We start from the raw sequence: 24,098 nt of genomic DNA, 5'->3' as shown, positions 1-24,098 counted from the left end.
CTCGGTCAAATATCGGGGTAAAATACCTACCCCTTTTTAACCCCCGCTGGAGGCTTGGAATGTCCGACTTGGCGACTCTGTCCCGGTTGGCCCCTGCAGTTTCCCAACTGCCGGTGGACTGGTATTTCGACGAGAAGATTTTTGAGCTGGAGAAAAAGCTCATCTTCGATGCCGGTCCGGGCTATGTCGGTCACCAGCTCATGGTGCCGAACGCGGGGGATTACCGTTCGCTCGAGTGGAAGGACCACGGCCAGATGCTGCTCAACGGCGGCAACGAAGGACCGAATGCCGGCAACTGGCAGATGTCGAACGTCTGCCGCCATCGTCAGGCGATCATGCTGCAGGGTTCGGGCACGCTGAACGGGCCGATCGTCTGCCCGATTCACCGGTGGACTTACGACCAGGGCGGCGTCCTGATCGGTGCGCCGCATTTTCCGCAAAATCCCTGTCTCAACCTGAACAAGGCCAGGCTGGAAAGCTGGAACGGTCTGCTCTTCAAGGGGCCGCGTTCGGCCAATGCCGATCTGGCCGGCATGAAAGTCGCGCCGGAGCTCGATTTCACCGGCTACAAGCTCGATCACGTCGAGATGCACGAGTGCAATTACAACTGGAAGACCTTCATTGAGGTCTATCTGGAGGATTACCACGTTGCTCCTTACCACCCGGGCCTTGGCAATTTCGTCACCTGCGACGACCTGACCTGGCAATTCGGCGACTGGTATTCGGTGCAGCGCGTTGGCATCACCTCGCTGCAGAAATCCGGTTCCAGGGCTTACGAGCGCTGGCAGAAGGCGGTCCTCGATATTTACGGGACGGAAGGCAAGACGCCCGAGCATGGCGCCATCTGGCTGACCTACTTCCCGAACATCATGGTCGAGTGGTATCCGCACGTGCTGGTCGTGTCGACGCTGATTCCGCAAGGTGTGAACAAGACGCTCAATGTCGTCGAGTTCTACTACCCGGAGGATATCGTCGATTTCGAGCGCGATTTCATTGAAGCCGAACGCGCCGCCTACATGGAAACGGCCATCGAGGACGACGACATCGGTGAGCGCATGGACCGCGGTCGCTACGCGCTCATGAAGGAAGGGCGGAGCGAAGTCGGGCCGTATCAAAGCCCGATGGAGGACGGCATGCAGCACTTCCACGAGTTCTATCGGCGGATCATGCAGTCGGCCATCGAGACGCGCTGACATTTCAATTTTCGACCTTTTTTACGGTTGACCGTAGCAAGCCCGGTTGGCCGTGGAAGGCTGGTTTCTAAGGCGGCGGGGTAAAATCCGCCGCCTTTCCCTTTTTTAGAGCCCCTGTTTCATGCAATCCCTGTGGATGATCGCCGCCAGTTTCCTGTTCGCCTGCATGGGCGTCTGCGTCAAGTTTGCCGCGCAGACTCATTCGGCCGTGGAGATCACCTTTTACCGCAGCTTCATCTCGCTGATCCTGATGTTCGGGCTGGTTCGCCTGAACGGCGTGCCGCTCGCCACGCCGCATTTGCGCTGGCAGGTGACGCGTGGCGCCGTCGGCTTCGTCGCCCTGTTCGCCTATTTCTACGCCATTACGCTGCTGCCGCTGGCGACGGCCGTGACGCTCAACTACACCTCGGCCATCTTCCTGGCGCTTTACCTCGGCTTTGCCGGCATGCAGCTGCGCAAGGGCATCATGGGCGCGCTGGTCTTGGGGCTGGTCGGCGTGGTGCTGCTGCTCAAACCAACCATGCATGCCGACCAGCTGGTCGGCGGCCTGATCGGCCTCGGTTCCGGCGTCATGGCCGGCATGGCCTATTTCAGCGTGCGCGAACTCGGGGCGCGCGGCGAGCCGGAAATGCGCACGGTGTTCTATTTTTCACTGGTCTCGTCGGTCGGCGCCGGCAGCTGGCTGCTGTTCAGCGACATCCATGCCGTCGACCTGAAGAGTGGCCTGCTTCTGCTCGGTGTCGCCAGCTTCGCCACGGCCGCCCAACTGGCCATGACGCGTGCCTACACGCGCGGCAAAACGCTGATGTCGGCGGCGCTGGCTTACAGCACAGTGATCTTTTCCAGCCTGTTCGGCATGGCCTTCTGGGGCGAGGTGCTCGATGCCTCGGCGTGGGCGGCGATCGGCCTGATTATTCTGTCCGGCATCGCAGCCACGCACTTTTCCCGCGCCAGCCCGGTCGAACAGGATTAAACTTTCTTCAGACAAAACCAACAACGGAGCAAAATCATGATCGTCATCGACCACCAACCGAGCCGTGTCAGCGTGGCCGTGTTCGGCGAATTCACTTTGGCCGATTACAAGGAGTTTGAAGAAGTCGTCAATTTCAAGGTCCAGTTTGAAGGCCCGGTTGATCTCTGCTTCGACCTGACCCAGATGGCCGGCTTGACGCTCGATGTGGCCTGGGAGGAGATCAAGTTCTCGCGCGCCCATGCCAACGACTTCAAGCGTGTCGCCGTCGTTACCGACAGCCAGTGGGTAACGTGGAGTGCCTGGCTGTCGCAGACCTTCGTCAAAGCTGACGTCGAAGTCTTCGACAATGCTGACGAAGCCAAGTCCTGGCTGGAGGCGACGCCGGCATGAGTTTTACCACGCTGGTCGATGTCGCGACGCTGCAGGCGCATATCGACGACCCAGCCTGGCTGGTCGTCGATGTCCGCCACCAGCTGGCCGATACCGGCTACGGCGAGCGCGTTTACGCCGAGAGCCACATTCCCGGCGCTGTCTTCCTGCATTGTGACCGCGACCTCTCTGGGTCGATGACCGGCTGCAATGGCCGCCATCCGCTGCCCGATCCGGAAAAACTGGCGCAACGGCTGGGCGAAATCGGCATTGGGGCGACGACGCAAGTCGTGGTCTACGACGACGCCCAAGGCATGATTGCCGGGCGTCTGTGGTGGCTGCTGCGCTGGTTGGGTCATGACAGCGTGGCCTTGCTTGATGGCGGTTTGCAGGCCTGGCAGGCGGCCGGTGGTGCGCTGACCAAGGTCGTGCCGACCTTGGCGCCGCGCGTTTTCATCCCCTTGGCGCAGGATCATCTGGTTGAAGCCGACTACGTACTGGAGCGCATCGAAACACCGCACATGCGTCTGGTTGACGGGCGCGGCCCCGACCGTTTCCGCGGCGAGAACGAAACCATCGATCCGGTCGGCGGCCACATCCCCGGTGCGGTCAATCGTTTCTTCAAGGACAACCTGCTGCCCGACGGCCGTTTCAAGCCGGCCGCCGAACTGCGCGCCGAATGGCTGGCCATCCTGGCTGGTTCGCCGCCCGATCTGGTTGTCCATCAATGTGGCTCGGGCGTTTCCGCCTGCCTCAACATGGTCGCCATGGAAATCGCCGGCCTGCCTGGTTCGCGCCTCTATGCCGGCTCGTGGAGCGAGTGGTGCGCCGACGCGGGACGCCCGGTGGCGCGCTGAGCTTATCGCCAAGTGAACATGGAAAGCCCGAAGACCGGCCTCATCCTTCTCGCGCTGGTCGCCATCACCACGGCGTCTGGCGCCTTTCTCGGCTGGACGCTCCAGCCGCCAGCGGTGCCCGTCGAAGCGGCAAAACCTGTTGCTGACGCGCCTGTCGAAGCGCCGGCCAGTCTCAAGGTTCCAGCCGAGTAAGCGCCCATTCGACGTGCTCGCGGACCAGCGCCGATGGATGGTCCAATTTCATTTTTAGCGCTTTTTTCCGGTTGACCGTGGCAGCTCCGTTGCCGAGCGCCACGGCGATATTGCGCAGCCAGCGCTCATGCCCGATGCGGCGGATCGGATTGCCGGCCAGCCGCTGGTTGAATTCCGCTTCCGTCCAGTTGAACAGCTCGATCAGCGTCGCCGTATCGAGCCCGTGGCGCGGCGAAAACTCCGGGTCGCCGAGCTGGGCAAAGCGGTTCCACGGGCAGCACAGCTGGCAGTCGTCGCAGCCGTAAATCCGGTTGCCGATCAACGGGCGGAATTCTTCGGGAATCGGGCCGGCCAGTTCGATGGTCAGGTAGCTGATGCAGCGCCGGGCATCGACCTGATATGGCGCAACAATGGCCCCGGTCGGGCAGGCGTTGAGGCAGGCCGTGCAGGTGCCGCAGTGCTCATCGACAGGTTCATCGGGCGGTAGCGGGAGGTCGGTGTAGATGTCGCCGAGAAAGCGCCAGGAGCCTTGCTTGGAGAGCAGCAGCGTGTGCTTGCCGCGCCAGCCAAGGCCGGCCTGACGGGCGAATTCGACTTCCATGACCGGTGCCGAATCGGAAAAGACGCGGTAGCCGAACGGCCCGGTCAGGTCGGTAATGGCATCGGCTAGTTTCTGTAGCCGGGTGCGAATCAGCTTGTGGTAATCGCGCCCCTGGGCGTAGCGAGAAATCGCCGCCTGGTCTGGCTGGTCGGCTGTTTTGGTATGCGGCAGGTAGTCGATCGCCGCACTGATCACGGTGATCGTTCCCGGATGCAGTTGCTGCGGGTCGGCACGCAATTCGGCATGGCGGGCCATATAATCCATCTCGCCGTGGCAGCCGGCCGCCAGCCATTCCCGCATCTTTTCGACGGCGGGGCCGGGTTCGGCCCGTGCCACGCCAACGGCAGCAAAGCCGAGTTCCTTGCCGGCCTCGCGGATTTTTTCCTTGAGCGCCGCGTAATCCACCGTGGAGTCCTGATCGTGCATAGCCCCGATGTTACCGCCGTTTTCGAATTGCCCGACGAGGCGGCCACCCAGCGCCTGGGCGAAATGCTGGCGCCATTGCTGCAACCGGGGATGGTCGTTTTCCTTGAAGGCGATCTCGGGGCGGGCAAAACCACCCTGTCGCGCGCCATGATTCGGGCACTTGGTCACACCGGCGCGGTCAAAAGTCCTACCTATTCACTGGTTGAAGTTTACGTAGTTTCGAGCTTATACTTATATCACTTTGATTTTTATCGTTTCGAGTCCCCAGAGGAGTTTCTCGATGCGGGCTTTGATGAATACTTTAACGACACTGCGATCTGTCTGGTCGAATGGCCGGAACGGGCTGCTGGCTGCGTTCCGTCGCCAGACTTGCGGTTGCGTATTCATCATGCAGGTGTCGGGCGTATCCTCGAAGCCGTGGCAGATTCACCGAAAGGGCAGGCATGTCTGAACACGCTCGTCCCAGCCATGGCCGCCGCCAGCTCCTCCGCTTCGCTGGCGCCTCGCTGATCCTTTCCGTTACGCCACTGGCTGGCGCCGCAGCCAAGCTGCCATCCATTCTCGCCGTGCGCATCTGGCCGGCCGCCGATTACACCCGCGTCACGCTCGAAACCGACGCCCCGCTCAAATTCTCCCATTTCACTGTTGAAAATCCTGATCGCCTCGTTGTCGACATCGAAGGTGTCGAATTCAACAGCGTTCTCGACAGCCTCGCCCGCAAGCTGACGACCGACGACCCGAACATCAAGCTGCTGCGCGCCGGCCGTTTCAAGCCGGGCGTTGTGCGTCTGGTCATGGAACTCAAGGGCAAAGTCAATCCGCAGGTGTTCACGCTCGAACCGGCTGGTGAATACGGCCGTCGCTTGGTTCTTGACGTCTACCCGGTCAATCCGCCCGATCCGATGATGGCGTTGCTCGAAGGCCGTAAGGATGGCGTCGAGCCGCTCAAGAACGAGCAGGATTTCCAGATTGCCGACAAGCGGCCGGATGAAAGCGCCACGAAGAAGCCCGAAAAACCGATTGAAGCGCCGGAAATCCAGACCAGCAAGAAATCTGGCAAGCCGATTGTCGACCGCTTGGTCACCATCACGCTCGATCCCGGCCATGGTGGCGAAGATCCCGGTGCCATCGGCAAGGCCGGCACCTACGAAAAGACCGTCACGCTGGAAGTCGCCCGTCGCCTAAAGGCGCGCATCGACGCCGAGCCGAACATGCGCGCCGTACTGACCCGCGATTCCGATTTCTTCGTGCCGCTGCAAATGCGCGTCCAGAAGGCTCGGCGCATCCAGTCCGACCTCTTCCTGTCGATTCACGCTGATGCCTGGATCAAGCCCGATGCGCGCGGTTCATCAGTCTTCGTGCTCTCCGAAAAGGGGGCCTCGAGCACGCAGGCCCGCCTGCTGGCCCAGAAGGAAAACCAGGCCGACCTCATCGGCGGCGTCAATCTCGGCAGCAAGGATCTGTTTCTCGCCCGCACGCTGCTCGATCTATCGCAGACCGGCACGATCAACGACAGCCTGAAACTGGGCAAATACCTGCTCGGCGAGCTGGGTTCGATCAATACGCTGCACAAGGCCCACGTCGAGCAAGCCGGCTTTGCCGTGCTCAAGGCGCCGGACATTCCGTCAGCGCTGATCGAAACGGCATTCATCTCCAATCCGGAAGAAGAAGCCAGGCTTAACGACGACGCCTATCAGGAAAAACTGGCCGGGGCGATTGTCCGCGGTATCCGGCAATACTTCATCAAGCATCCGCCTGGGCCGAAGGCCAAGCTGGCCTTGCTCGGTTAAAACAACTCGACTTCGCCCTTGGCGATTTCCTTGGCGGCCACGTCGCCTGAGGCAACCAGCTTCTCGTAGCAGTCAACCCGGTTTCGGCCATGGCGCTTGGCGAAATACAGCGCCTCGTCGGCCCGGTCGATGGCATCGGTTGGGGTATCGTTGGGCATCAAGGCGCTGAAGCCAATGCTGACGGTGATGTGTCCGACCCGGCTGAATAGCTGTTTTTCGACATTCGTACGGAAGCGTTCCAGCGTCGCCAGGGCGAATTGCTCTTCAGTCGGCTGCAGCAGGGCGATGAATTCCTCGCCACCAAAACGGAACAACTGGTCATCGAAACGGAAGGACTGGCGCATTTCTTGAGCCATCATGATCAGCACTTCATCGCCGATCAGGTGGCCGAAGTTGTCATTCACCGCCTTGAAGTGGTCGATATCGCAGACGGCCAACCAGTGGCGGCTACCGGGTGTGCCGCGCCGACGGCTCTCCGGGCCGCTGAGCATTTCGTCGCTGGCTGCCTTGCCGAGCAGTTCAAAGAGGTGCTTGTCAAAGGTCTTGCGGCTGGCCAGACCAGTCAGGGTGTCGGCTTCACCATAATCGAGCAGCGCAATGTGGTTGCCAAAGTATTCGATCAGACCCATCAACGTCACGCGGTGGTCGGCCGAGAACTCGTTGGTGAGCGTGAGTTCGATCAGGTAGATCGGCTCGTTCAGGCGCATGACGGGGAATACGATGCGGTGCGAGCCATCGTCGAGGAAGTCGATAACTGCCGAGAGCTCCTTGCGGCAACGGTTGAGCAGCGGATCGCGCTCGATCGGCTGGCAGTAGCGGTGGTCCGGCAGGTAGGCATTACGCAGGAACTGGCCGTTCGGGCCATAGCCGGCACAGGCGAAAACCATCGCCTTTTTGTTTCCCACGTAGCAGCGGTAAATGGTCAGGTTTTGCGGGTGAAAAAGGCCGATCAAGGTGTCAACCATGGCCGAGTTGATCTCGGTGCGGTCGCGTCGCGCCGAAATTCTGACTACATGGCTGATCAGTTCGAGCATGAAATAGGAGGTGATTTCGTTAAACTCGTTGATTATAGCGAAAAGGAGTCGCAGCGGTTTTGGCGGGCGCCGGGCGCTGGCTGATGCAACGCAATCTGCCGGTATCCGAAGGGTGGCTTAAATCGTTATAATTCAACGTTTTTCCTGCCAATTTACTTATGCGCGTTTTTCGCGGTTATTCGCGTCCCGTTCCTGCTCCTGTTGTGCTCGCCATCGGCAATTTCGATGGCGTCCACCTCGGGCATGCCGCGCTGGTAAAACGTCTGGCTTATGTGGCCGAGCAGCGCGAGCTGGCGCCCACGGTACTGACCTTCGAGCCGCATCCTCGCGAGTTTTTCGCGCCGGATTCCGCTCCCGCCCGCCTGACCACGCTACGCGAAAAACTTGAGTTGCTCGGTGAATGCGGTGCGCGGCAGGTCGTTATTTGTCCGTTCAATGCGGCTTTTGCCGCCCTCTCGGCCGACGAGTTCGTCGAGCAGGTGCTGGTGCGTGGTTGTCAGGTACAACACTTGATCATTGGCGACGATTTTCGCTTTGGTCGTGGTCGTACCGGCGATTTTGCCCTGTTGCAGAACGCTGGCCGGGCTTTCGGCTTTGCTGTCGAGGCGATGGGCAGCGTGCTGGCCGATGGCGAGCGTGTATCGAGTTCGGCTGTCCGTCGGGCGTTGCTGGCCGGTGACATGGAACATGCGGCGCGCCTACTGGGGCGTCCTTATATCATTGACGGCCAGGTGTCGCATGGCCAAAAGCTCGGCCGCCAGATCGGTTTCGCGACGGCCAATCTGCGCATCAAGCACAATCCGCTGCCAATGACCGGCGTCTTTGCCGTTGAGGTCAGTGGCTTGGGCGACGAGCCACTTTCCGGCGTCGCCAATCTTGGCGTTCGGCCAACGGTGGGCGGTACGCGGCCCTTGCTGGAAGTTCATCTCTTCGATTTCGATCGTGATATTTATGGGGCGCACATCTCGGTGCGTTTCGTTCATAAGTTGCGCGACGAACAACGTTTTCCCAATATTGACGCCCTCAAGGCGCAGATCGTGGCGGATGCCACGGCTGCCCGGGCTTTTTTCGAGTTGTGAGCACGCAAAATGGCTGATTACAAAGACACCCTGAACCTGCCGGATACGGCTTTCCCGATGCGCGGCGATCTGCCCAAGCGCGAACCGCAATGGGTAGCCCAGTGGCAGGAGAAGAAACTCTACCAGCGCATCCGCGAGATCAGTGCCGGGCGTCCGCGTTTCGTGCTGCACGATGGCCCGCCCTATGCCAACGGCGACATTCATATCGGTCATGCGGTCAACAAGGTGTTGAAGGACATCATCGTCCGTTCGAAAACGCTGTCCGGCTTCGATGCGCCCTACGTGCCGGGCTGGGATTGTCACGGCCTGCCCATCGAGCATCAGATCGAAAAGCAGCATGGCAAGAACATTCCCGCTGACAAGGTGCGTGAATTGTCGCGGGCCTACGCGGCCGAGCAGGTCGAGCGCCAGAAGAAGGATTTCATTCGTCTCGGCGTACTGGGTGACTGGGGCAATCCCTACCTGACGATGAATTTCTCGGCCGAGGCCGGTGAAATCCGCGCCCTGGGCAAGATTCTTGAGCAGGGTTACCTCTACCAGGGCCTGAAGCCGGTCAACTGGTGTCTGGACTGCGGTTCGGCGCTGGCCGAGGCCGAAGTCGAGTACGAGGACAAGAACTCGCCGGCCATCGACGTGGCTTTCGAAGTGCATGATAACCATGCCGAAAAGTTGGCCAAAGCCTTTGGCCTGACGCATTTGAGTGGCCCGGCCTTTGCGGTGATCTGGACAACGACGCCATGGACGCTGCCGGCCAACGAAGCAGTCAGTGTGCATCCGGACCTGACCTATGACCTGATCGAAACCGAGAAGGGGGCCTTGATCCTGGTCCGCGAACTGGCCGAGTCGGCACTCCAGCGCTACGAACTGGCGGGGACGGTGATTGCTTCGACGACCGGCGACAAGCTCGACCAGATACTGCTCAAGCACCCGTTCCAGAAGCGCGACGTGGCGATCATTTGCGGTACGCACGTGACTACCGAGGCCGGTACCGGTCTGGTCCACACCGCGCCGGCACATGGCGTGGATGACTACAACATCGGCAAGAAATACGGCCTGCCGGTGAACAACCCGGTCGGCAACGATGGCCGTTTCATCAGCACGACGCCGGCGCTGTCGGTTGGCGAACTGGCCGGCAAGACGGTCTGGGAAGCCAACCCGCTGGTGCTGCAGGAGCTTGAATCCCACGGTCGACTGTTAAAAAACGAGAAAATCAAACACAGCTACCCACACTGCTGGCGCCACAAGACGCCAATCATCTTCCGCGCCACGACGCAATGGTTCATCGGCATGGACCACAAGACCAGCGAAGATGCTTCGACGCTGCGCTGGATCGCCGAACGCGCCGTTGATGAAACCCAGTTCTTTCCAGCCTGGGGCCGCGCTCGTCTGGAGGCGATGATGAAGACTCGCCCCGACTGGTGCGTGTCGCGTCAGCGCAACTGGGGCGTGCCGATTCCGTTTTTCCTGCACAAGGAAACCGGCCAGCCGCACCCGCGTACGGCTGAGTTGATCGAACTGGTCGCGCAGCGTGTCGAGAAGTCCGGTATCGAAGCGTGGTTCAGCCTCGATGCAGCCGAATTGTTGGGCGCCGACGCAGACCAGTACGTCAAGATGAAGGATACGCTCGATGTGTGGTTCGATTCAGGGACAACGCACTGGCACGTCATGCGCGGCTCGCATGCGGCCGACCTCAGCTATCCGGCCGATCTTTATCTCGAAGGCTCCGACCAGCATCGCGGCTGGTTCCAGTCCTCGCTGCTCTCCGGTTGTGCCATCGACGGTCGCGCCCCGTACAAGGCGCTGCTAACGCACGGATTCGTCGTCGACGGCAAGGGACACAAGATGTCCAAGTCCAAGGGCAACGTCATCGCGCCGCAGCAGGTGTCCGACAAGATGGGCGCCGACATCCTGCGCCTGTGGACGGCATCGACCGATTATTCCGGCGAATTGACGATATCCGACGAAATCCTCAAGCGCGTTGTCGAAGGCTACCGTCGCATCCGCAACACGCTGCGCTTCCTGCTTGCCAACGTCTCCGATTTTGACGCCAACGCCGACATGCTGCCGGTCGATCAGTGGCTGGAAATCGACCGCTACGCACTGGCCCTGACCCGCGAATTGCAGGAAAACTGTCGGGCCGACTACGACAAGTACGAATTCCACCGCGTCGTCCAGGCCCTGCAGACGTTCTGCTCGGAAGATCTCGGTGGCTTTTACCTCGATATTCTCAAGGACCGTTTGTACACGACGGCGCCGAAGTCGGTGGCTCGTCGCTCCGCGCAGTCCGCTCTGTGGCACATCACGCAGGCCTTCGTTTGCTTGCTGGCACCAATCACCGCCTTTACAGCCGAAGAGGTCTGGCAAGTGCTGACCGGCAAGGCTGATGATTCCGTTATGTTCCAGCAATGGCACGAACTGCCGGTGCAGGCCGGCGAGGGAGATCTGCTCGCCAAGTGGGCGCTGATCCGCACGGCTCGCGCCGACGTGACCAAGGCGCTCGAAGAGCAGCGAGAAGCCGGCAAGATCGGCTCGGCACTACAGGCAGCCGTTGAAATCCACTGTGCTGGCGAGAAGTTCGACGCCTTGGCCTCGCTGGGCGACGATTTGAAATTTGTGCTTATTTGCTCGTCGACCGTGGCAATCCGTGATGAAAACGAACAGGTCATCGCCACGCCGCTCGACCACGCCAAGTGCGAGCGTTGCTGGCACGTTCGCGAGGATGTCGGCTCCCACACCGAGCATCCGGGGCTGTGTGGCCGATGCGTCAGCAACCTGCACGGTGACGGTGAGGCACGTGCGCATGCCTAGTGCCGGGCGCTGGTACGCGCTGGCCGGGCTGATCGTTGTTCTCGACCAGCTCAGCAAGTGGCTGGTCCTCGAGAACATCGGTTTCGGTGAAACGATCTACGTCACCTCGTTCTGGAATTGGGTGCTGACTTTTAACCCCGGTGCTGCCTTCAGCTTTCTGGCCGACCAGCCTGGCTGGCAGCGCTGGCTGTTCACGGTCTTGGCGCTCGGTGTTTCTGGCTGGATCGCCTTCATGCTTCGCCAGCACCCTCAACAAAAATTGCTGTCGCTGGCTCTGACGCTGGTTATGGGCGGCGCACTGGGCAACGTGATCGACCGTGTTCGCTTTGGCGCCGTGGTCGATTTTGTTCAATGGCATGTCGCCGGCTACTACTGGCCAGCCTTCAACGTCGCCGATTCCGCCATCACCATCGGTGCAGTTTTGCTCGTTATCGAGCAGTTGACCGCAGCCAATAAAAAAGAGATTTCCTGATGACCAACGCAGTCCGCTCCGACAGTTTCTTGACCCTGCACTACCGAATCAATGCGCTGGATGGTGAAGAGTTCCTGTCCACCTTCGACATGAGCCCGGCCACCCTGCAAATGGGCAGCGGCCAACTGGCTGAAAATCTTGAGTCAGTGCTGATTGGCCTGCCGGCACATGAACGATTCGTCTTCGAACTCGAACCGGCCCAGGCCTTCGGCCAACACAATGACCGCCTGGTCGAGCGCATCGCGCGCAGCGGATTGCCGGCCGACATGGAACTCAAGGAGAATTCCGTCGTCGAATTCACCGCCCCGAATGGCGGCACCTTCGCCGGCTTCCTGCGCGAGCTCGATGCCACGCACGCCTTGTTCGACTTCAATCACCCGATGGCCGGAAAAACGATCCGCTTCGAGGTGGAAATTATCGGAATCATGTAATGGAAATCATCCTCGCCAATCCCCGTGGTTTCTGCGCCGGCGTCGAACGTGCCATCGCCATCGTCGAGCGAGCTCTTGAAAAATTCGGTGCGCCGATCTACGTCCGTCACGAAGTCGTGCACAACAAATTCGTCTGTGATGACCTGCGTTCCAAGGGGGCTGTGTTTATCGAGGAATTGAGCGAGGTTCCATCCGGCAGTACTGTTATCTTTAGCGCCCACGGTGTTTCCAAGGCGGTTCGTATCGAAGCCGAAGAACGCGGCTTGAAAGTTTTCGACGCCACCTGCCCGCTGGTCACCAAGGTGCACGTCGAAGTCGGCAAGATGCGCAATCAGACCCGCGAAGTGATCATGATTGGTCACAAGGGGCATCCGGAAGTCGAAGGGACAATGGGGCAGAGCACTGGCGGTATGTATCTGGTCGAAACGGTTGAGGATGTTTCCTGTTTGCAAGTCATCAACCCAGGCAATCTCTCCTTCGTCACACAGACCACGCTATCGGTCGATGATGCGACAATCGTCATCGACGCCCTGAAGGCCCGCTTTCCAGAAATCCAGGGTCCGAAGAAGGATGATATCTGCTACGCCACCCAAAACCGTCAGGATGCCGTCAAGGTTTTGGCCGAACATTGTGATCTGGTGATTGTCGTGGGTAGCACGAATAGCTCGAATTCAAGACGACTGAAGGAGGTGGCTATATCTCGTGGTCGTGATGCCTTCCTGATTGATGGACCTGGCGAGATATCTCCGGAGTGGTTCATTGGGAAAAATTACATTGGAATTACGGCTGGCGCATCTGCTCCGGAAATACTGGTCAGGCGGGTTGTCGATAGAGTCAGGCAACTGACTGACTCTGCCGTCACGGAATTGGCCGGGGCAGAAGAAGGAGTGTCCTTTTCCTTGCCCAAAGGCTTGATGGGGGCATGATTTCACCACCCACAGTTCAAACATAACCGTTCGTCGTATGATCCTCCATTAGGAAAAACAGTTGTCCTATAGTGACGCTGTGAGAGTTGTTGTAATTCTATGGATGGAGAAGCGACGTGCGGCATTCCCAAGAAAAACTCATCGGAATTTATTCTCCGCGACTTTCGGTCAATGGCTTTACATTGATTGAACTGCTCGTGGTAGTTGCGATTATTGGCATTCTGGCCTCAATTGCATTGCCCGCTTATAACGAATACATTCGAAAAGGGCAGTTGCAGGAGGCTTTTACCTCGCTCTCTGACTATCGAGTCAAGATGGAGCAGTATTACCAGGACAACAAGAATTATGGTGTTGCTACCTGCGCTAGTGCAGCTTCCGCCAATAGTTGGAATGGATTTTCGCCACCGGATAGAAAATATTTTACCTTTTCTTGTGTGCTGACCAATACCGATCAGGGCTTTACTTTGACGGCTACGGGTAGCGGAAATCTTACAACCGGTTATGACTATACCGTCGATGAAGGTGGCAACAAGAAAACCACCAAATACGCCGGTAGCGCGTCGACTGCAAGTTGCTGGCAAAGAGCGTCATCTTGCTAATGTCTGCCATGAAATCCAGAGGTTTTTCGCTTGTTGAACTCATGGTTGTCGTTGCGATAATGGCGGCTCTGATGGGACTGGTTTCCCCTAGTTTGAAGGACTGGATGGTCAACCTTCGCATTCGTAATGCCACAGATGCCTTGCTGAATGGCTTGCAACAGGCGCGGCAGGAGGCGGCTCGACGTAATCAAAGCGTGAGTTTCTGGCTGGTGACAAACGCTTCAGGGAATCCGTCGGCTCTTGATGATAGTTGTGCGCTGTCTGATACAAGCGGTTCTTGGGTGGTTAGTGTTCGATCTCCTGCTGGTAGTTGCAGTTCTCAGCCTTCAACCACTACAGCCCCAATGATCGTCAGTACTCACCCGATCGGCGATGGCGTGAGTGGTGTTGCGGTCGCTGCTGTTCAGTCAGATGGCTCGACGAGCGCTACTACGGTTACGTTTAATGGTGTAGGCAGTGTTACCAATACTGCGGATCATATAGCCAGGATAGATGTTGGGCCGTCTGTAAGTAGCACGAGGTATCGCAGCCTCCGCATTGAAATTACCGGGATCGGGGCGTTTCGTATGTGTGATCCTGCTGTTGCGAGTACCGACGCTCGTGCCTGCAAACTGTAGTCTTGGAGTGATTATGTTTTCGCACTCGCAAATTTCAACTCATGCACCCAAACAATATTTGTCTCGGATTTCGAGCCGATTGCAGCAGGGTTTCGCCATTCTGGAGGCAATGGTTGCCATTATGGTTTTTGCCTTGGGGATACTAGGGCTGGTGGGCGTTCAGGCGGCGATGACCAGAGAGCAGACGAGTTCGAAAATTCGGGCAGATGCAGCCTATCTGGCGAGTCAGTTGATTGGCGAGATGTGGGTAGATATCCCAAATCTTTCTCAGTATGCCAGCGGGAGTTGCAATGGTTACGCGAAGTGCGCAGATTGGTCAAACAAGGTCGCCGTTAATTTACCTTCAGGCTCGTCAACTGTCATCGTCAATGCTGCTACTGGTGATGTCTCCATCACGGTGAGTTGGACAATGCCGGGTGGGGATGCGCATCAGTACGTGACGGCAACAAGCATCGTTAAAACGGATGCCTAACATGAGCGCTAAATATCAACGAGGCTTGTTGCTCATCGAACTGATGGTCGGCCTGTTTATCGGCTTGTTGACGACACTGGCGATCACGCAGGTACTGTCATTGGCAGAAGGACAAAGGCGAGCGGCAGTCTCCGGTGGCGATGCCCAAGTGAGCGGCTCGGTGAGTCTTCATGCTATTCAGCGGGAGTTGAGGCAGGCTGGGTATGGATTGGGGAGCAATCCGGCTGCTTTGGGTTGCACGGTCAAAGGCAGCTACGGCAGTAGCGCTGTGAACATGCCGCTGGCACCCATTGTTATCACAGATGGTGCCAGCGGTGCACCGGATGTCCTTGGTGTCTTCTCTAGTAGTCGGCGTGGTGCCGCAGTGCCTCTGGATGTAACGGAAGTGCATCTGCAAGCCGGAACTTCTTTTGTGGTCAAGGGGTCGTTTTCAGTTTCTGTAAACGATTACCTTGTGGCGGTTCCTGAGGTGTGGAGCGGTGCTCAGGGGTGCACTTTGTTTAAGGCGACAGCAGTCACAGCGACGACGGTAGATCATGCAGACTTTAGTGCCAATGCTCCGACCGCTGGGTATGACGCGAATAGCTATATCTTGAACTTGGGGAGCACTCTCCGATCAAGATCCTATGCTGTCAATGCGCAAAACGTATTGCAGATGACTGAGTTCGGTGGAGCTGCGCAGGATATTGCCCCTGAAATTGTCAATCTGCAAGCCTTGTACGGCAAGGATACGAACGGGGACAAAGTTATTGATACCTACGATACCACGACGCCAAATACTGCAGCCGGTTGGCAGCAAGTGATTGCAGTTCGGATTGCACTTGTTTCTCGTAGCATGGAATACGAGAGGGAAGAGGTCACTTCAAGTCTCCCTGAGTGGGATGTCGGTGCGGCGATTGCGGTATCTGGAGCAGTCACTTGTGCCAGTGGCAGCGGCGGAAAATGCGTTCAGATCAAAGTGGATAACCTGACGAACTGGAAGCATTATCGATACAAGGTGTATGACACCCTCATTCCTTTGAGGAATATGCTGTGGAACTCCTGAGCCTCCGTTCTGGCAAGCACCAACGTGGCTTGTCACTGTTATATGCCATGCTCGCCCTGGCAGCCTTGGCCATTGCAAGTATTGGACTTATGCGTTCAGTCAGTATGAGCTCTACGGTAGCGGGCAATCTGAGTTTCCAGCAAGAGGCGACAGCGGCTGCAGATCAGGCGACACGCCAAGTCATTGCAACACTTTATTCCAAGGTTAATGGCAATTCTGCTGGGTTGGATGATGATTTGGCTGACATCGGCTACTACGCGAGTACCGATGAATTGGTAGATGTGACAGGGGCGCAACTTGCTTCCAATACAAGAAAATTGGTGAAATGGACTAATACTTACTGTGGCGAGCAAATTTCCGGAAGCTATGCAAGTTGTGCGTTGCAGCCGGTTACGCTTGCCGGGAAGATCAATGGCAATACAGCAAGCTACGTCGCTTTCAGGCTCTGCGATACGACTGGTTCTTCACTAAGTGCCGGCATAAATTGCGCTCGTCCGCTAAAGGCGTCGACTACTTCTGGCACAAATGAAGTGCGTGATTACAGCGCCGGGACTGGTGTCAGCAAGAGCACTGTTTTGCCCTACGTCCGCATTGTCGTCCGTGTTTCAGGTGCCAGGAATACGACCAGCTATACCGAGACTATTGTGCATTTCTGAGGGATACCCTCAAATTGGAGTTGTTATGACATCGCTCAAATCCCCCCGCCTGATGGCCATGCTTCGGTTTGTTGCGGTTTGCTCGACAGGCTTGCTGGCTTCTATGTTGGTTGATGCTGCCAGTACTGATATCGCCAATGAGCCGTTGATAACAAAAGACAACATAACGGCCAAACCGAACATTATGTTCATCCTAGACAGCTCGGGGAGTATGGATGGCGACTACATGCCGGATGACATGTGGGACAGCGGGTTGTACGGTTTCAGGGCTTCGCAGTGCAATGGTTTGGCCTATAACCCGAACTACACCTATAAGCCCCCGCTCGACTCAACAGGCACTCAGTATGCCGATTCCAGTTTTGATGCGGCTCCGGATGATGGTTATGTTTCTGGAAGTTCGACAACAGATCTTGCCAGGGCTGGCAGTACCATCTTGGGGCTGTCTTCTAATGTAATGCCGGCTGTTGGAAGCCTGACCTTTAACATCAATTCTTCTACGATTTACCTGACGGCGAATACCTTCGTGGTCGGAGAAACGATCACTCTTACGTCGGGTAGCTCTCGTAAAGTTACAGGCACTGTCACCTCCTGGAGCAGATCGACTGGCTCGGCAGGTACTTTGGTGCTCAATGTCTCTTCGGCGTCTGGTTCCACATCCAGTTCGTCATGGAAATTTGCGCATTATTTCGTCTACACCGGTAGCCAGCCTGCGATGAGCTGGAAATATACAGGCTCAGCTGGGAGCCTTGATACATCGACAACGTTCTATTCGGAATGCACGGCTTCGACCGGTGGGGCGAGTAGTGTATTTAGTCTGGTCAAAGTTAGTGCAGCCTCTGCCGATGCCACTAATTATGCGAACTGGTACACCTATTACCGCAAACGTATTCTCTTGATGCGCACCGCAGTAGGTAGAGCTTTTTCGCCGTTGGACACTGGCTACAGAATCGGGTTTACCTCGATCAGGGATACCGGGATTTCCGATGGTACGAATAATTTCCGTGATGTAAAGATGTTCGATACAACACAGAAATCAAATTTCTACAGTAGTCTTTACGCAGAGTCGGCAAGCGACTGGACGCCATTACGTGCCTCGTTGAGCAAGGTTGGACGATATTTTGCCAAGAAAATATCCGGTCAGACCTATGATCCAATGGAGTATTCCTGTCAGCGTAACTACGCCATTCTGTCAACGGACGGTTATTGGAACGCCAATATCGAAACGTCTAGCTATGCACCTCTCAAGTTCGATGGAACTACCTTGGTGGGCAATCAGGATGCTTCGGAGGTTCGCCCCATGCACGATGGGGCTACGGCTGGAACCATTCAGGGGCGGACTCAGTATAGCATCGGTCGTTTAGGTCGTCGTGGATGCAGTGCCACAACGTATTCCGTTGCGGTTACTCCACAAACGTCAACTGACTCCGGAACAACCTGGGTTAACGGAACTACAAGCACAAGTTGTGAGTCCGGGAGTTATGTCGTAAATGGCTCTACTGCTGCCGCACTAGCCAACTCAACAACTTACAGTAGTGTGACTTTTACCGATGGGATTGTCGGAGGAAGTACGAACTCTTTGGCTGACGTTGCTGAGTATTATTACACCACCGATTTGCGCACGAGCGCCTTGGGGAACTGTACGTCGACTACCTCCGGGACCAGTCGCGATGTATGTGAGAACAGCCTGAAGGGGGCTGACCGGGATGCCGCGACTTGGCAACATATGACTACTTACACCATCGGTTTGGGGGTCAGTGGTACCTTGGTTTACGACAAAAATTACCTGACGCAGACCTCGGGAGCATATAAAGACCTGACAAGCGGTGCTGCTACTTGGCCGGTCCCGTATGACGGTGCTGGTGCCGTCAATATTGACGACCTGTGGCATGCGGCAGTTGATGGGCGTGGTCAATACTACTCGGCGCTTAATGCCGACGAGCTGAAGAATGCGATCAATGGTGTCGTGACTTCAATTCAGGAAAAGGCCGGCGCAGCTTCCGCTGCCAGTACCAATACCCTGGAGTTGGTGGCGGGGGCGAACAACTATGTTTATCAGGCGAGCTATACGACATCGAGCTGGGTTGGTGACGTAAAGTCTTTCCAGATTGATGCGGCGACAGCTGTCATTTCCTCAACGTCCGAATGGTCGGCGCAGGCCTTGCTTGACGTGACCAGTGCTGCCAGTCGCCAGATATATTTCAACAAGAGCGGGACATTGACCAGTTTTGCATATGGCAATCTCACGGCTGGGCAAAAGAGCTATTTTGATGGTTTGTGCAGCAAGACAGTGGTCGCATCACAATGTTCGAGTTTGAATACGACAAATCTGGGTTTGGCAAACGATGGTACGAATCTGGTGGACTTCCTGCGGGGCGATCGCACCAAGGAAGGCTCGCTATATCGTTCGCGCAGTCATGTGCTGGGCGATATCGTTTCCAGTACGCCTGTTTATGTGGGGCCTCCGCTGTTTGGCTACACGGATACAGGTTACGCGGCATTCAAGTCTGATAGCGCGTCGCGAACCCATATGATTTATGTTGGTGCGAACGATGGCATGTTGCATGCGTTTTATGCATCCGGTGTCAATGCAGGAAAAGAGGCTTGGGCATTCATTCCGTCGGCTGTGATGTCCAATCTCTACAAATTGGCAGATAGTTCCTATGGATCGCGACATACCTATTTTGTCGATGGCACCCCTGTCATCGGTGATGTCTATGTCGGCGGTGCGTGGAAGACAATTCTTGTCGGGGGGTTGAACGGCGGGGGCAAAGGATATTACGCGCTTGATATCACTGCGCCGGAAAGCCCCGTCTTGCTCTGGGAGTTTACTGATACTAATTTGGGTCTAAGTTACGGAAATCCGATCATTGCCAAACGGGCAGATGGTACGTGGGTTGTCGCACTTACCTCTGGTTACAACAATACGACTGGCGATGGGCAAGGGCATCTGTTTGTGGTCGATGCGGGTTCCGGCAGTTTGTTGCTCGATATCTCGACGGGTGCCGGTTCTTCTGGAAGTCCTAGTGGTTTGGCCAAGATCAACGCGTGGATTGCCGATAGTTCGAACAATACTGCGTTGCGTTATTACGGGGGTGACCTGTTGGGCAACCTCTGGCGCTTTGACATCGATAACCTCGTGCTTCCGCATCAGTCGGCGCAATTGCTGGCAAGCTTCGCCACAGGTACGGGAACGGCGCAGCCGATTACCATTCCACCCAGATTGAAAGAGGTGAATGGCAACCCGGTCGTTATCGTAGGTACAGGGCGTTATATGGGGACTGGGGATATTACCGATACGACCACGCAGACAGTGGCAGCATTCAAGGAAACGCTAACCAACTCGGGGTGGGGCGATATACGCACCAATTCGACCATGGTTCAGCAGACATATACGGTTGCAGCTGATGGGGCGACGGTGGGTTCGTCGACGAATTCAGTAGACTGGACGGCCAAAAACGGGTGGTGGTTTGATTTGCCTACTTCGGGGGAGCGGATCGTTACTCCTCTGGCCTTGGCTGGAAATACCCTTTTTGCCGGATCGGCCTTGCCAAACGGAGATGCTTGCGTATCGGGTGGCGCATCTCGCCTCTATACGATCAATTTACTGAGCGGCTCTGGAACTGGAGAGGCATTTAGCAATCAGTATTTGATTGTTGGCTTGACGGTCGTAACTACTTCGGATGGTTCAGCCAAGGTTCTTGTCAAGGATAGCAGCGGCGTCACAACGCCGAAGTCTGCTGGCCCTGGTGGTGGTTCTGCTGGAGCGTCTTCACGTCGGACATCGTGGCGAGAGCTTATCGACTAACCATGTCTTTGTTCAGCCCCGCCATGAGCGGGCGGGGTAGGCTGACAGTAGCGTTCGCAGCATCGATTCTTGTGCATGGTTTTGCACTAGGGTATTGCTGGGGAAATACATGGTTACTACCGACATCCAAATGGCCTGCGGCTGCTGCCCGGGGTGATCATCTGATGGTCTTTCTGGACACTCGTCAGGCGCCAGAAATTTCCTTGGTGAAGGATGATGAGGCCCATGTCTCAAATATCCTTGATCAGCCTGAAGCGACCCAGAAACCGTCCCCCAGAGAGCAGCACGGTGAGCGAGGGGCGGTGCCAGGGTCTGATGAGTTTTTGACCAATGAGCGTCTTTCTGTTTCTGCTCAGCCCCTAACTGATATACAAATCCCGTGGCCTCCTGGTCTCCCGGTAATGGGGGTTAAGAGTGCCGTGTTTACAATATTTATCGATGAATTGGGAATTGTTAGGGATGTTGTTCCGGATGGGCATACGCTGTCGCCGATCATGGAGACGGTGGCTCGAGACACCTTCTTGGCAGCAGCCTTTCGACCTGCATTGCTCAATGGTCGGGCTGTCAAGTCCATGAAGCGAATTGAGGTTGAATTTGAATTTTTACCTGTTCAGCAGCCTGAAGATGTTCCTGAGGTCGTTAGTAAAAAAGAGCTTTTATAGTGCCAATTGCGTAGTGGTGGTTCTTTGAGTTGAGATCAGGAATAATTGCTTGCTGTGGCGTTATTTTTGTAAGATAATCTATGGTTTTACTGACTTGTAGAGATTCCTCCTATGGCAAACAGCGCACAAGCACGCAAGCGCGCCCGTCAAGCTGACGGGCAGCGTTCCCATAACGCCAGCCTGCGTTCGACCCTGCGTACCGCGATCAAGCGTGTTCGTCAGGCGATCGAAGCTGGTGATAAAGCCGCCGCTCAAGGCGTCTTCCAGCAATCCGTTGCGGTTCTCGATCGCATCGCGGACAAGAAGATTGTTCACAAGAACAAGGCTTCCCGCACCAAGAGCCGTCTGTCTGCTCAGATCAAGGCACTTGCTGCTGCCTGATCGGTTAGAGGCTCAAACAAAAATGGCGCCTTTGGGCGCCTTTTTGTTTTTGTGGTTTCGTTTCGGTTGGTCGCTTTATTTTTCCAGCGAGCAAACGCCGTCAATGATCTGCAGGTCGTTGTCTTGGGCGAAGTTGAGCATGAAGCGGTAGGCCATCGGTTCTATTTCGCCGAGGCGACCGTCGACGAAGACGGCTTTTTCGCCGTTGTAGTCTCCCGGGCCAACGTAGGGTGAGTATTTCATCTTGCGTTCGGCGCCGAAGGCGGACATGACGCCACACAGGCGTTCTGCCCAGTCACTGGGACGAAATTTTTTGCCTTGCTTGGTGAGGCCAACAATGATGAATGTGGTCGAGTCTGTAGTTGTCATTGTTCTAGTCTGCGTTGGGCGATGCGACCTTGCGTTGGCGAATTCTAGCAGAAGCCCGAAGCCTTTCCATAATTATGGCGCATGGCCGCCGGGCTGGCGTGTGCGGGTGTTTTTGCCGTTCTATACAAGGTCTTGCTTTTGACCTAAAATTCAGGCCTCTGTTGCTCTTGCGGGGTGCTCGCCCGTTGAGTGGCGATCATTCCGGCGGCGATGACCGCCGTTTTCGTTTTTTGGGGTTGCCTCATGTCGCATGTCATGAATACCTATGCCCGGTTGCCAGTGGCTTTCAGTCATGGCCAGGGTTGCCGGATTACAGATACCGAGGGCAAGGAATACCTGGATGCGTTGTCCGGGATTGCCGTTTCCACGCTCGGTCATGCACATCCCAAGCTGGTGTCGGCTATTGCCGAGCAGGCTGGGCGCATGTTGCACACGTCCAATCTTTATCGAATTCGCGAGCAGGAGTTGCTGGCCGACAAGCTCGCGGAGATTTCCGGTATGCAGGAGATTTTTTTCTCCAACTCCGGCGCCGAAGCCAATGAGGCAGCGATCAAACTGGCTCGCTTCTATGGCCACAAAAAGGGAATTGAGAATCCAACCGTGATCGTCATGGAAAAGGCTTTCCATGGGCGGACGATGGCGACCCTTTCGGCAACGGGTAATCGCAAGGCGCAGGCTGGTTTCGAGCCGCTGGTTTCGGGTTTTGTTCGCGTTCCCTATGATGATTTGGCGGCGATCAAGGCGGTTGCCGAGCATAACCAAAATATTGTTGCGGTCATGCTGGAAATTATTCAGGGTGAGGGGGGTATTCACCTGGCTTCACCTGAATATCAGAAGGCGTTGCGCCAGTTGTGCGACGAGCATGGCTGGTTGCTGATCTGTGACGAAGTGCAGTGCGGCATGGCGCGCACCGGGAAGTGGTTCGGTTATCAGCATGCCGGCATTCAGCCTGATATTGCGACGCTGGCCAAGGGGTTGGGTTCCGGGGTGCCGATTGGTGCCTGTATGGCTGGTGGCAAGGCGGCCGGCCTGTTCGGTCCGGGAAATCACGGTTCAACTTTTGGCGGCAATCCGCTGGTTTCCACTGCCGCACTGACGACGATTGAAACTATCGAAGCGGAAGGTTTGATGGCTAACGCCGAACGTATCGGCGCATTGATTCGCTCGTTGATGGCCGAGGCGCTTGCCGGTACGGCTGGGCTTGTTGAGATTCGAGGCCATGGCTTGATGATCGGCATCGAACTCGACCGTCCTTGTGGAGAACTGGTCGGTAAGGCATTGGCTGCGGGGCTGTTGATCAACGTGACGGCCGACAAGGTTATTCGCTTCCTGCCGCCACTGATTTTTAGTGAAAATGATGCCCGGGAACTGGTTGACCGGTGCGCCCCTCTCATCAAGGATTTTTTGGCGGCCTAAATCATGGCGATCAAACACTTTCTGCAGTTCAAGGATTTCACGCGCGACGAACTTGAGACTGTTTTCGAGCGGACGCGCTGGATCAAGAACCAGTTCAAGTCTTACCAGAAGTACTGGCCACTTTCCGACCGGACGCTGGTGATGATTTTCGAGAAGGCCAGTACGCGGACGCGACTGTCCTTCGAGGCGGGCATGCAGCAGTTGGGTGGCTCAGCTATCTACCTGAATACACGTGATTCGCAACTGGGCCGTGGCGAGCCGGTCGAGGATGCAGCGCAGGTCATTTCGCGGATGAGCGACATCGTGATGATCCGCACCTTCGAGCAGGACATCATCGAGCGATTTGCCGCCAACTCCCGTGTGCCGGTAATCAATGGGCTGACCAACGAATATCACCCCTGCCAGATCCTGGCTGACATCTATACCTTCATCGAGCATCGCGGCTGCATTCAGGGCAAGACTGTCGCCTGGGTTGGCGATGCCAACAATATGTGCAATACCTGGTTGCAGGCTGCCGAGGTCCTCGATTTCAAGGTCCATGTGTCCACGCCGCCGGGTTACGAAATCAATGCTGATCTGGTCGGCAAGATTGATCCGGCGCGTTTCAAGGTCTTTGCTGACCCGATGGATGCCTGTCGGGGCGCCGATCTGGTGACCACTGACGTCTGGACGTCGATGGGCTTCGAGGCTGAAAACGAAGAACGGATCAAGGCTTTTGCTGACTGGTGCGTCGATGGTGACATGATGCGCGTTGCCGGCAAGGACGCATTGTTCATGCACTGCCTGCCTGCGCATCGCGGCGAGGAGGTCACCGCCGAGGTGATCGACGGGCCGCAATCAGTGGTTTGGGATGAGGCAGAGAACCGTCTGCATGTGCAGAAGGCGTTGATGGAATATTTGCTGTTGGGCCGGATTCAAGGCTGAG

Annotated in this window: 25 protein-coding genes; 22 read left to right on the top strand and 3 right to left on the bottom strand. The window is 56.7% G+C overall.

Features of this window, described 5'->3' with window-relative positions:
• The first annotated feature begins 59 nt into the window (after window positions 1-59).
• The 5 genes from KI613_RS14960 (at window position 60) to KI613_RS14940 (ending at window position 3,584) form a co-directional block, all read left to right on the top strand.
• Complete coding sequence (locus tag KI613_RS14960; protein WP_226400831.1) at window positions 60-1,193, top strand: aromatic ring-hydroxylating oxygenase subunit alpha; 1,134 nt, start codon at window positions 60-62, stop codon at window positions 1,191-1,193.
• A gap of 121 nt (window positions 1,194-1,314) precedes the next feature.
• Entirely contained in the window at window positions 1,315-2,166 is an 852-nt protein-coding gene (locus tag KI613_RS14955) for a DMT family transporter (RefSeq protein ID WP_226400829.1), read from the top strand.
• 36 nt (window positions 2,167-2,202) lie between these two features.
• Window positions 2,203-2,556 (top strand): SpoIIAA family protein, encoded by a 354-nt coding sequence (locus KI613_RS14950; protein ID WP_226400827.1) that lies wholly within the window; start codon window positions 2,203-2,205, stop codon window positions 2,554-2,556.
• Window positions 2,553-3,392, top strand: coding sequence for a sulfurtransferase (locus KI613_RS14945; protein WP_226400825.1), 840 nt, complete (start codon window positions 2,553-2,555; stop codon window positions 3,390-3,392). Before KI613_RS14950 ends, KI613_RS14945 begins: the two co-directional genes overlap by 4 nt.
• A gap of 18 nt (window positions 3,393-3,410) precedes the next feature.
• Window positions 3,411-3,584 carry a hypothetical protein gene (locus tag KI613_RS14940; protein ID WP_226400823.1) on the top strand — a complete coding sequence of 58 codons (174 nt, stop codon included), beginning with the start codon at window positions 3,411-3,413 and terminating at the stop codon, window positions 3,582-3,584.
• Here KI613_RS14940 and queG read toward each other — a convergent pair.
• Window positions 3,565-4,611, bottom strand: coding sequence for a tRNA epoxyqueuosine(34) reductase QueG (gene queG / locus KI613_RS14935; protein WP_226400821.1), 1,047 nt, complete (start codon window positions 4,609-4,611; stop codon window positions 3,565-3,567). The genes KI613_RS14940 and queG overlap by 20 nt on opposite strands.
• Between queG and tsaE the strand changes: the two genes are divergently transcribed.
• Together tsaE and KI613_RS14925 are read left to right on the top strand one after the other, a co-directional pair.
• On the top strand, window positions 4,606-5,121 hold the full coding sequence (gene tsaE, locus KI613_RS14930; RefSeq protein WP_226400819.1) for a tRNA (adenosine(37)-N6)-threonylcarbamoyltransferase complex ATPase subunit type 1 TsaE: 516 nt from the start codon (window positions 4,606-4,608) through the stop codon (window positions 5,119-5,121). The two genes, queG and tsaE, sit on opposite strands and share 6 nt — an antisense overlap.
• Window positions 5,055-6,401 (top strand): N-acetylmuramoyl-L-alanine amidase, encoded by a 1,347-nt coding sequence (locus KI613_RS14925; protein WP_226400817.1) that lies wholly within the window; start codon window positions 5,055-5,057, stop codon window positions 6,399-6,401. The genes tsaE and KI613_RS14925 overlap by 67 nt, the downstream gene beginning before the upstream one ends.
• On the opposite strand, the gene KI613_RS14920 is transcribed toward KI613_RS14925, so the two are convergent.
• Window positions 6,398-7,435 (bottom strand): GGDEF domain-containing protein, encoded by a 1,038-nt coding sequence (locus KI613_RS14920; RefSeq protein ID WP_226400815.1) that lies wholly within the window; start codon window positions 7,433-7,435, stop codon window positions 6,398-6,400. The genes KI613_RS14925 and KI613_RS14920 overlap by 4 nt on opposite strands.
• Window positions 7,436-7,593: 158 nt before the next feature.
• Between KI613_RS14920 and KI613_RS14915 the strand changes: the two genes are divergently transcribed.
• The 13 genes from KI613_RS14915 to rpsT all read left to right on the top strand — a co-directional run bounded on the left by KI613_RS14915 (window position 7,594) and on the right by rpsT (window position 21,388).
• Entirely contained in the window at window positions 7,594-8,514 is a 921-nt protein-coding gene (locus tag KI613_RS14915) for a bifunctional riboflavin kinase/FAD synthetase (protein ID WP_226400813.1), read from the top strand.
• Window positions 8,515-8,523: 9 nt separating this feature from the next.
• Window positions 8,524-11,322: an isoleucine--tRNA ligase gene (gene ileS, locus KI613_RS14910; RefSeq protein ID WP_226400811.1), complete on the top strand. Its 2,799-nt coding sequence runs from the start codon at window positions 8,524-8,526 to the stop codon at window positions 11,320-11,322.
• Window positions 11,315-11,794, top strand: a complete 480-nt coding sequence (gene lspA / locus KI613_RS14905; protein ID WP_226405764.1) for a signal peptidase II — start codon at window positions 11,315-11,317, stop codon at window positions 11,792-11,794. The genes ileS and lspA overlap by 8 nt, the downstream gene beginning before the upstream one ends.
• A complete protein-coding gene (locus tag KI613_RS14900; RefSeq protein ID WP_226400809.1) occupies window positions 11,794-12,225 on the top strand; it encodes an FKBP-type peptidyl-prolyl cis-trans isomerase in 432 nt (143 codons plus the stop codon). Before lspA ends, KI613_RS14900 begins: the two co-directional genes overlap by 1 nt.
• Window positions 12,225-13,151 carry a 4-hydroxy-3-methylbut-2-enyl diphosphate reductase gene (gene ispH, locus KI613_RS14895; RefSeq protein ID WP_226400807.1) on the top strand — a complete coding sequence of 309 codons (927 nt, stop codon included), beginning with the start codon at window positions 12,225-12,227 and terminating at the stop codon, window positions 13,149-13,151. The genes KI613_RS14900 and ispH overlap by 1 nt, the downstream gene beginning before the upstream one ends.
• A gap of 116 nt (window positions 13,152-13,267) precedes the next feature.
• On the top strand, window positions 13,268-13,750 hold the full coding sequence (locus tag KI613_RS14885; RefSeq protein ID WP_319004069.1) for a type IV pilin protein: 483 nt from the start codon (window positions 13,268-13,270) through the stop codon (window positions 13,748-13,750).
• Entirely contained in the window at window positions 13,750-14,367 is a 618-nt protein-coding gene (locus KI613_RS14880) for a GspH/FimT family pseudopilin (protein ID WP_226400805.1), read from the top strand. The genes KI613_RS14885 and KI613_RS14880 overlap by 1 nt, the downstream gene beginning before the upstream one ends.
• Before the next feature lie 13 nt (window positions 14,368-14,380).
• Window positions 14,381-14,839, top strand: a complete 459-nt coding sequence (locus KI613_RS14875; protein WP_226400803.1) for a type IV pilus modification PilV family protein — start codon at window positions 14,381-14,383, stop codon at window positions 14,837-14,839.
• 1 nt (window position 14,840) lies between these two features.
• Complete coding sequence (locus KI613_RS14870) at window positions 14,841-15,884, top strand: PilW family protein (protein ID WP_226400801.1); 1,044 nt, start codon at window positions 14,841-14,843, stop codon at window positions 15,882-15,884.
• Window positions 15,872-16,540, top strand: coding sequence for a hypothetical protein (locus KI613_RS14865; RefSeq protein WP_226400799.1), 669 nt, complete (start codon window positions 15,872-15,874; stop codon window positions 16,538-16,540). The genes KI613_RS14870 and KI613_RS14865 overlap by 13 nt, the downstream gene beginning before the upstream one ends.
• 25 nt (window positions 16,541-16,565) lie before the next feature.
• Window positions 16,566-20,345, top strand: coding sequence for a pilus assembly protein (locus KI613_RS14860; protein WP_226400798.1), 3,780 nt, complete (start codon window positions 16,566-16,568; stop codon window positions 20,343-20,345).
• Between the two features lie 164 nt (window positions 20,346-20,509).
• The gene (locus KI613_RS14855) at window positions 20,510-21,007 is read left to right on the top strand and encodes a hypothetical protein (RefSeq protein WP_226400797.1); all 498 of its coding nucleotides are present in this window, start codon (window positions 20,510-20,512) and stop codon (window positions 21,005-21,007) included.
• A 111-nt stretch (window positions 21,008-21,118) separates the two neighbouring features.
• Window positions 21,119-21,388: a 30S ribosomal protein S20 gene (gene rpsT / locus KI613_RS14850; protein WP_011288763.1), complete on the top strand. Its 270-nt coding sequence runs from the start codon at window positions 21,119-21,121 to the stop codon at window positions 21,386-21,388.
• 75 nt (window positions 21,389-21,463) lie between these two features.
• Here rpsT and KI613_RS14845 read toward each other — a convergent pair whose 3' ends face one another.
• Window positions 21,464-21,757, bottom strand: coding sequence for a DUF3579 domain-containing protein (locus KI613_RS14845; RefSeq protein ID WP_226400796.1), 294 nt, complete (start codon window positions 21,755-21,757; stop codon window positions 21,464-21,466).
• A 243-nt stretch (window positions 21,758-22,000) separates the two neighbouring features.
• On the opposite strand from KI613_RS14845, the gene KI613_RS14840 reads away from it, so the two are divergent.
• Window positions 22,001-23,173 carry an aspartate aminotransferase family protein gene (locus KI613_RS14840; RefSeq protein WP_226405762.1) on the top strand — a complete coding sequence of 391 codons (1,173 nt, stop codon included), beginning with the start codon at window positions 22,001-22,003 and terminating at the stop codon, window positions 23,171-23,173.
• 3 nt (window positions 23,174-23,176) lie between these two features.
• Window positions 23,177-24,097, top strand: coding sequence for an ornithine carbamoyltransferase (gene argF, locus KI613_RS14835; protein ID WP_226400795.1), 921 nt, complete (start codon window positions 23,177-23,179; stop codon window positions 24,095-24,097).
• Window position 24,098: the final 1 nt, after the last annotated feature.

The sequence above is a fragment of the Ferribacterium limneticum genome, from assembly GCF_020510585.1.
Taxonomy (GTDB): Bacteria; Pseudomonadota; Gammaproteobacteria; order Burkholderiales; family Rhodocyclaceae; genus Azonexus.
Note: the sequence above shows the minus strand (reverse complement) of the source record. Positions and strands in the feature narration are given on the sequence as shown.